The organism is Pseudoduganella rivuli (assembly GCF_009674485.1).
GTDB classification, from domain to species: Bacteria; Pseudomonadota; Gammaproteobacteria; order Burkholderiales; family Burkholderiaceae_D; genus Rugamonas; species Rugamonas rivuli_B.
The window spans coordinates 1-7,140 of the sequence record NZ_WKJJ01000052.1 but is presented as its reverse complement, the minus strand read 5'-3'; the positions used below and the strand labels follow the sequence as shown (position 1 = coordinate 7,140).

The 7,140-nt window shown below is 64.2% G+C and carries 11 protein-coding genes; 3 read left to right on the top strand and 8 right to left on the bottom strand.

Translation table 11 applies throughout. The annotated features are described in order from the left end of the window. A partial coding sequence (locus tag GJ700_RS34620; RefSeq protein ID WP_229507418.1) for a type IV pilus assembly protein FimV occupies window positions 1–447 on the bottom strand: 447 nt, incomplete at its 3' end. A 124-nt stretch (window positions 448–571) separates the two neighbouring features. Between GJ700_RS34620 and fumC the strand changes: the two genes are divergently transcribed. The 3 genes from fumC to GJ700_RS34605 all read left to right on the top strand — a co-directional run bounded on the left by fumC (window position 572) and on the right by GJ700_RS34605 (window position 2,643). Beyond that, entirely contained in the window at window positions 572–1,966 is a 1,395-nt protein-coding gene (fumC, locus tag GJ700_RS34615) for a class II fumarate hydratase (RefSeq protein WP_371868263.1), read from the top strand. A 42-nt stretch (window positions 1,967–2,008) separates the two neighbouring features. Then, entirely contained in the window at window positions 2,009–2,236 is a 228-nt protein-coding gene (locus GJ700_RS34610) for an RNA-binding S4 domain-containing protein (RefSeq protein WP_154382763.1), read from the top strand. 119 nt (window positions 2,237–2,355) lie between these two features. Next, window positions 2,356–2,643: a DUF883 domain-containing protein gene (locus tag GJ700_RS34605; protein WP_154382761.1), complete on the top strand. Its 288-nt coding sequence runs from the start codon at window positions 2,356–2,358 to the stop codon at window positions 2,641–2,643. A gap of 1 nt (window position 2,644) precedes the next feature. On the opposite strand, the gene GJ700_RS34600 is transcribed toward GJ700_RS34605, so the two are convergent. The 7 genes from GJ700_RS34600 to GJ700_RS34575 all read right to left on the bottom strand — a co-directional run. Further along, window positions 2,645–3,109: a DoxX family protein gene (locus GJ700_RS34600; protein WP_308700739.1), complete on the bottom strand. Its 465-nt coding sequence runs from the start codon at window positions 3,107–3,109 to the stop codon at window positions 2,645–2,647. Then, complete coding sequence (bufB, locus tag GJ700_RS34595; protein WP_154382759.1) at window positions 3,099–4,862, bottom strand: MNIO family bufferin maturase; 1,764 nt, start codon at window positions 4,860–4,862, stop codon at window positions 3,099–3,101. Before bufB ends, GJ700_RS34600 begins: the two co-directional genes overlap by 11 nt. A 32-nt stretch (window positions 4,863–4,894) precedes the next feature. Further along, the gene (locus GJ700_RS34590) at window positions 4,895–5,158 is read right to left on the bottom strand and encodes a BufA1 family periplasmic bufferin-type metallophore (RefSeq protein ID WP_154382757.1); all 264 of its coding nucleotides are present in this window, start codon (window positions 5,156–5,158) and stop codon (window positions 4,895–4,897) included. A 200-nt stretch (window positions 5,159–5,358) separates the two neighbouring features. Further along, complete coding sequence (locus GJ700_RS35110) at window positions 5,359–5,532, bottom strand: hypothetical protein (protein WP_195764113.1); 174 nt, start codon at window positions 5,530–5,532, stop codon at window positions 5,359–5,361. A 129-nt stretch (window positions 5,533–5,661) separates the two neighbouring features. Further along, window positions 5,662–5,862 (bottom strand): YjfB family protein, encoded by a 201-nt coding sequence (locus GJ700_RS34585; protein WP_154382755.1) that lies wholly within the window; start codon window positions 5,860–5,862, stop codon window positions 5,662–5,664. Window positions 5,863–5,915: 53 nt separating this feature from the next. Beyond that, window positions 5,916–6,461 (bottom strand): molybdopterin-guanine dinucleotide biosynthesis protein B, encoded by a 546-nt coding sequence (gene mobB, locus GJ700_RS34580; RefSeq protein WP_154382753.1) that lies wholly within the window; start codon window positions 6,459–6,461, stop codon window positions 5,916–5,918. A gap of 24 nt (window positions 6,462–6,485) precedes the next feature. After that, window positions 6,486–7,140: general secretion pathway protein GspB (locus GJ700_RS34575; protein WP_154382751.1), on the bottom strand; the 655-nt coding region annotated here is incomplete at its 5' end.

Genomic DNA, 7,140 nt, shown 5'->3' with positions numbered 1-7,140 from the left:
CTGCGCCGGCAGCGGGCGCACCACGGGCGGCCGTGGCGCGCCGGGCGGCTCCGGCGTCAGCCACAGCGTGGCGGCGCGCACCACGGCGCGGCTGCCGTTACCCAGCTCCAGGTATAGGTGCACCACTTCCGTGTCGACCGGCTGCAAGGTGACAATGTGGACGAACAGCCGGTGATCCTTGCGCTGCACCGACATGCGGGCGCCGGCCAGCGCCGGATGCATGCGCACGTTGGCGCCCTGGTAAATATTCGGTCCCGCCATGCGCACCGGCACGCCTTCCGCCGCTTCGTCCGGCGACAGCATCACCAGTTCGATATCGGCCGTCAGCGGCTGGTTCAGGTAAGTGCGCACCGCAATGTCGCCCAGTTCCGCGGCACGGGCAGGTGTCCCTGCCAGCAGGGCGGCCGCGATGGCGATCGATGAAAAACGGTTAAAGCGATGCTGCATAGTGTGGAAGTGGGCTGCACATAATGTAAGTATCTTAACGGCAGGAATTTTCCAATAGTTAGCCCCGCGCCGGAATTTGACCGCTGCGCTACACTTGCCGATACACCAACCCTGCGGAGCCCAAGTGAATACCCGATCCGAACACGACAGTTTTGGCCCGATCGACGTCCCCGCCGACCACCTGTGGGGCGCGCAAACCCAGCGCTCGCTGCACCACTTCGCGATTTCCACGGAACGCATGCCGGCCAGCCTCGTACATGCGCTGGCCCAGGTCAAGCGCGCCGCCGCCCGCGTCAACGTCGATCTGGGCTTGCTGCCGGAAGCCAAGGCAAACGCCATCATGCAGGCCGCCGACGAAGTGCTGGCCGGACAGCATGCGGAAGAATTCCCGCTGTCAGTGTGGCAAACGGGTTCCGGCACGCAGTCGAACATGAACATGAATGAAGTGCTGGCCAACCGGGGATCGGAACTGATGGGCGGCGAACGGGGCGAAGCGCGCCTGCTGCACCCGAACGATGACGTCAACAAGGGCCAGTCATCGAACGATATCTTCCCCACCGCGATGCACGTGGCGGCAGCCTGGGCGATGGCGCGCGACGTGCTGCCGGCGCTGCGCGAATTGCGCGCAACCCTGGAAGCGAAGTCGCACGCGTTTGCCGATATCGTGAAAATCGGCCGCACGCATTTGCAGGATGCGACGCCGCTGACCCTGGGCCAGGAATTTTCCGGCTACGTGGCGCAGCTCGATTACGCGGACCTGATGATCACGGGCGCCTTGTCCCCGGTACTGGAACTGGCGGCCGGCGGCACGGCGGTCGGCACGGGCCTGAACGCGCATCCGGAATATGCGCAACGCATGGCGCAGGAACTGGCGGCGCGCCTGCAATTGCCATTTTCCAGCGCGGACAATAAATTCGCCGTGCTGGCGGGCCATGACGCGCTGGTGTCCGCCCATGGCGCCCTGAAAACACTGGCCACGGCGCTGATGAAAATCGCCAACGATATCCGCTGGATGGCGTCCGGCCCCCGCTCCGGCCTCGGCGAAATCACGATCCCCGAAAACGAGCCGGGCAGCTCCATCATGCCGGGCAAGGTCAATCCCACGCAGTGCGAGGCCATGACCATGCTGTGCTGCCAGGTGTTCGGCAATGACGTGGCCATCACGATGGGCGGCGCATCGGGCAACTTCGAATTGAATGTCTATAAGCCCATGATCATTCATAATTTCCTGCAAAGCACGCGCCTGCTGGCGGACGGCATGCGCAGTTTCGACCATCATTGTGCGCAGGGAATCGAGCCCAATCTGGGCCGCATCGCAGAATTGATGGAGCGGTCGCTGATGCTGGTGACTGCGCTGGCGCCCCATATCGGCTATGATCGCGCCGCGCAAATCGCGAAAAAAGCGCAGCACGAAGGCAAAACGCTGAAGCAAGCCGCCCTGGAACTGGGCTTTGTCACGGAAGACCAGTTCACGCAATGGATCATCCCGCTGGACATGACCCGCCCTGCTGCGCCGTAATATGCGGAAACCAAAATACGTGTAACAGCAACTGAGGATAAAATGCAGAAAGTTAGTGTGGAACTGAACGGAGAGTTCATCGAGCTGAATCAGCTCCTGAAGGTGGCCGGCCTGTGCGACAGCGGCGGCGCCGGCAAGGTGCTGGTGGCCAGCGGTGCGGTCAAGGTCGATGGCAAGCAGGAATTGCGCAAGACCGCGAAAATCCGTGCAGGGCAGCGCATCACCATCGGCGATGTGCAAATCAGCGTAGTGGCGGAAGGCGCCGTTTAAGCTTTAGCTGGCGCATTTTTCTTGCATTTGGGAAATATCGCGCTAAGCTGAAACTAACCACGGGGATGGCGCCCCAGCCTTGCGCCATCCGGCACGCAAAGTTGTCTCGGGAGTACGTCATGGATGGCCCGGAAAACCAGCATACGCAGGAACGCCTGATCGGCGACTTGCGCCAGGTGATCGAAAATGCAGAGGAATTGCTGAAAAATACCGATCATTATTCCAGCGTGCTGTACCAAAGCGCCCGCGCCCGCCTGCTGCATGCGCTGCAAGCGGCCACCGAAGAACTGGCCCGTTTCGAAGATGCCCAACTGGCGCGGATGATCGCCGCCACCCATGCCGCCAACCTGCTGTTCGGCGACGCCACCGGCGAAGCCAGATTGATGCGCGCCTTCCGCGACGAATGATTTACCGGCCGCTGCGCGCCAGCCAGGCGTCCAGCGACAGCCGCCCCGGCCCCATGGCCACCACCACCAGCAACAACGCCCCCCAGTAGAAATGATCGTTGATGGCCGCAGGGCAATCGAACGTGAACAATTGCGGGTATGACAGCACCGCCATCACGTTGACCGCGCACAGCGCCAGCGCCGCGGGCCGCGTCAGCAAGCCGATGAACAGCAGCATCGGCAACAGCAATTCTCCCGCCGCCCCCATGTACGCGGCCAGCTCCGGCGGCAGCAACGGCGCCATGTATTCGTAGCGGAACAAGTCCAAGGTCGCATTCCAGTCCTGTACCTTGACCATGCCGGACTTCAGGAATTGCCAGCCCACATAGCAGCGGATGGCCAGGCTGGCCACGGACACACCCCAGTCGGCAAGAAATGCATCGCAGCACGACAGGCGGCGGTGCAATACCATCAATTTATTCATCATGCATCCAATCGTTGATCGCGCCGGCATCCAGCCAGCACTGCAGCTGGCCGGCCATGTCGAAATCGTCATCGGCATCGAAGGCCGCGTCGAGCGCCGCGCCAAATGTACCGCCGTCGCGCAAGACCGCCAGCGCCGCATACGACGCGGCAGGCAGCGGCGTCACGGTGGCCTTCCAGCGGGGCCGCGCGACCACGCAATAACTTGCTGCCGCCATGTGCTGCGGGAATGGCGCGCCGCCCGGCTGGTGCGCCTGCCACAGCGCCACCACGCTGGTGGCCAGCGCCAGTGGCGTGCAGGCCGGATGCAATCCCGGCGCGCATTGCTCGAAAGCGTCCGGCGCCAGCGCGGCCAATGCCTGCGCCGTGGCGGCTGGCGCATCGGGCGCGTAATGGGCGCGGTGCAGCGCCCACTCCAGGGTTGCCATGTCCGACAAATACGGCAAATCCGCCACGTGCGGGAAATCCGCCAGGAAGGCGGCGAAATGGGCGCCGAAGCGGTTCAAGTCGCCGCTGTCGGACGGATGCGCGCGACCATAGGCTTTACTGAGCGCCTCAAAGAATTCATCGCCCACCAGTTGCGCAATCACGGGATAGGCTGCCGCCAGCACCTTGTGCCACGTGGCGGACAGGTTGCCCCGGTACAGCGCGTACCGGTGTTCCAGTTGCGCGTGCGGCGCCAGCGGCGCGGTCGCCAGCAAAGCCTGCGCGGGATCGAACAGGCCGCCGGCGAACGCCTGCTGGTGTTGGGCCAGCGTTGCATCCGGCTCGCCGCGCACCGCCTGCCGTTGTGGCGAATCCGGCGCCACGCACGCTTCACGGGCATCAGGTTTGGCAAGGTTTGCGCTGCCGGCCAAGCCCTGCGCCGTCGCCACTCCGGCCAGATGGGCCCGGGCTTTTTCCGCTTCGCCCAGAAGCACGCCGAGCGCAGGGATATCGGTATCCCATTCGATCAACGTCGGCACCGCGCCAAAGCGCCGCAATGCCGCCTGGTACAGCGCCCAGACAGGTTCGGCCACGGTAGCGCCATGGTGGTCGATCACGGCTTGCGGCGTCACCAGGTGGCCTGCCAGGTGGATTTCCCCCACCGTGCCGGGCGCAATGGCGGCCAGCGCGGCCAGCGCGGCCAGCGCGGCCAGCGCATCTTCCCCGTGGTTGCACTGGTTGACGTACAGGTTATTGATGTCGAGCAGCAGCCCGCAACCCGTGCGCCTGGCCAGCTCCGCCATGAATTCGGCTTCGCTCATCGCATCGCCGCGAAAACGCACGTAAGTCGACACGTTTTCCAGCAGGATGGGCCGCTGCAGCGCCTCCTGGACCTGTTGCACACGTGCGCACAGCAAATCCAGCGCGGCGCCATCGAGCGCCAGCGGCAATAAATCGTTCAACTGGTGCGCCTGCACGGCGCCCCAGCACAGGTGCTCGGACACCAGCGCCGGCTCGACGGCCCGCACCAGTTCCCGCACACGCTGCAAGTGTTCGGTGGAAAAGCCCCGCGCCGATCCCAACCCCAGGCCGACGCCATGCAGGCTGACGGGATAATCGCGCCGCAGCGATTGCAGGACGTGCCAGTCCCAGCCCGCGCGGTCCAGGTAGTTTTCCGTGTGGACTTCGAGCCAGCCCGTCGCCGGGCGCTGCTCGAGAAATTGCCGGTAATGGGGCGCCCGCAATCCGACACCCACGCCGAGGCACGCGCTCCCGGCGGGTGACCCGCCCCCGGCTTTGTCAGCGTGGGGTTGGCGGCTGTCATGCGGCATGGCGGGCTCCTGTCGTTACCGGTGTGCCGGGATTACTTGGCTGGCGGCGTGGTTTTGCCGCCGGCTTTTTCGCACGTGCCCTTGGCGACGAATTTCCATTCGGCGGCGCCGTTGTCTTCCTTGGCCTGGCCTGCGCACGAGTGCGAGCCATTGGCGGCGGCGCAATCGTTCTGGCCGGCCTTGGCGATGCCGTAGCATTTTTCCTTGTCGCCTTTCGGTGCATCGGCAGCGGATGCTGCGCCGGCGGCGCAAACGGTTGCCAGGGCGGCGGCGATCAGGGCTTGGCGTTTGTTCATGGTGTATCTCCTTTGGTCAATTGAAAAGCGCAGATGTCTGCGGCTGCACGGTAGTCGCCCCGGGGCGGAGCAACCTTACAACTATTTTTAAATTTTTTTTTGCAGGAAGAAGCCGGCAAATAAAAAAAGCCCGGTACGCAATGTCCGGGCTCTGTTTCACGTCAGCGCTGAGTGCGCGGTCTGGCAGTTACGCCAAACAATCACACTGCGGCTTTACGGGCTTTTTTGTGCGCTTTTTTGTGCGCTACTTTTTTGTGCGAAGCTTTCTTCGCAGGCGCGTGGGCAGCGACTTCAGGGGTTGGAGCTGGAACCTGGGCGAAGGCTGAACCCATCGCGAAGGTGGCGGCAACTACGGCGGCAATCAGTTTTTTCATGGTCGTTCCCTTTGGTATGGTGGTCCGTAAGAAGTCTTACGTCCTGCATTAACGCGCAACACTGTGGAAGTGTTGACGCATTCTATGGCGCACAACCTGGGAACGCAACCCGGACGCCGCGACCGGCGCTCAGGCTGTCGTATTGATGCGAGTGCCGAGATTGGGTGGCAAATTGGAAGCCTTCGGCACAGGCGGAATCGCTTCGATCAGCGCCTGTGCGCTGGAGGCCTGTACATCCTGGGCTTTCTTTTCCACAGCGATGGCAACATCCTGCTTGATGCCGGTATCGGCAATCGTTGTCGCTGTTCGTGCAATTCCGCTAACGTCCATGGCATCCTCCCAATCAGGCCTATCTTCTGGTTACGGATGCTTTCCGCAGGACTTTAGGGCGCCGCGTGATTTTTTTTCAGCCAGGCGGCGATCCATGCCAGCACCGATTCACGCGCATTCAAATCCAGCCAGGCGACACCCGGCGGCGCGTCGGCCGGGCGCGGCTGGTCGGACGCCACCGCGACGATGTACGGGTCGTGCGGGTACAGTGGCGGCCGTCCCGCTTCCAGCCGGTACACTTCCAGCTTGTCATAAGCATAGCTTTTGAACCCCTCCACCAGGGTCAGGTCGGCCGGCGCCATGCGCGCCAGTTGCTCATCCAGCGTGGGTTCGGGCGCCCCGCGCAATTCCTGGATGATGGCAAAGCGGTAAGGCGACGCCACCATGACTTCATGGGCGCCCGCCATGCGCAGGCGCGCCGAATCCTTGCGCGGCGGCTCCAGCTCCAGGTCGTGGTGGCTGTGCTTGATGATATTGACCCGCATGCCCTGCCCCGCCAGTTGCGCGACCAGGAACTCGAGCAGCGTGGTCTTGCCACTGCCGGACGTGCCGACAATGCCGATCACAGGCTGCGCCGGGGCGGGGTTAACTGCTTGCATTACTGTCCTTTGATGCGGTAATCATTAGTAGGGAACCCGGTAGCGGTAACCGCGGAACGTAAACACCGCGCCTTTCGGCAACAGCCGCTCCAGCACCAGGCCCGGCGCGACTTCATCCCCTTCGCGCCGCAGCGCCTTGTCGATCAGGACCAGGCGGTCAGCCGGATTTTTCGAGTACATGTAGCCGCTCATCGCCACCGTTGGCAAGATGCGCTGGATCGGCTCCGGCAAATCGCGCGCGGTGGGAATGGTTTCGTCCGGCGGCTCGGGTGGCGCCACTGGTTTGACGGGGGCGGCGGCCAGCGCGGCTGGCGGCGGCGCGACGGGGGCGGTTGCCGCTGCAACAGTTGGCGTGGATGGGACCGGCGTGGCCGCTTGCGGCGCCTTCATAGCGCCGCCCACGGGCGCCGCAGGCGCTGCGGATGATTGCGCGGCGGTCGTCTGTGCCGGTGTTGGGGCGGCAGCTGGGCGCGCTTCACCTGGCACGACTGCGGCGTTGGTCGATAGCGCAGTGGCCTGCGGCGCGGCAGCGGTGGATGACGGCACGGCCTGCTGCGCTCCGGCTGCCATGACGCCAGCGGTTGGCGGTGCAACGCCAGGCTGCGCCGCTGCGGGCGGCACGGCCTGCGCCGGCATCGCCGGCAAACCGGCATGGGTGGCGGCAGCCGGCGCCGCAGCC

Bases quoted from the DNA above. Each gene is read 5' to 3' on its own strand.
- GJ700_RS34610 (WP_154382763.1), top strand. From the start codon at position 2,009: ATGCAGAAAGTTAGTGTGGAACTGAACGGAGAGTTCATCGAGCTGAAT.
- GJ700_RS34605 (WP_154382761.1), top strand. From the start codon at position 2,356: ATGGATGGCCCGGAAAACCAGCATACGCAGGAACGCCTGATCGGCGAC.
- GJ700_RS34600 (WP_308700739.1), bottom strand. From the start codon at position 3,109: ATGATGAATAAATTGATGGTATTGCACCGCCGCCTGTCGTGCTGCGAT.
- bufB (WP_154382759.1), bottom strand. From the start codon at position 4,862: ATGCCGCATGACAGCCGCCAACCCCACGCTGACAAAGCCGGGGGCGGG.
- GJ700_RS34590 (WP_154382757.1), bottom strand. From the start codon at position 5,158: ATGAACAAACGCCAAGCCCTGATCGCCGCCGCCCTGGCAACCGTTTGC.
- GJ700_RS35110 (WP_195764113.1), bottom strand. From the start codon at position 5,532: ATGAAAAAACTGATTGCCGCCGTAGTTGCCGCCACCTTCGCGATGGGT.
- GJ700_RS34585 (WP_154382755.1), bottom strand. From the start codon at position 5,862: ATGGACGTTAGCGGAATTGCACGAACAGCGACAACGATTGCCGATACC.
- mobB (WP_154382753.1), bottom strand. From the start codon at position 6,461: ATGCAAGCAGTTAACCCCGCCCCGGCGCAGCCTGTGATCGGCATTGTC.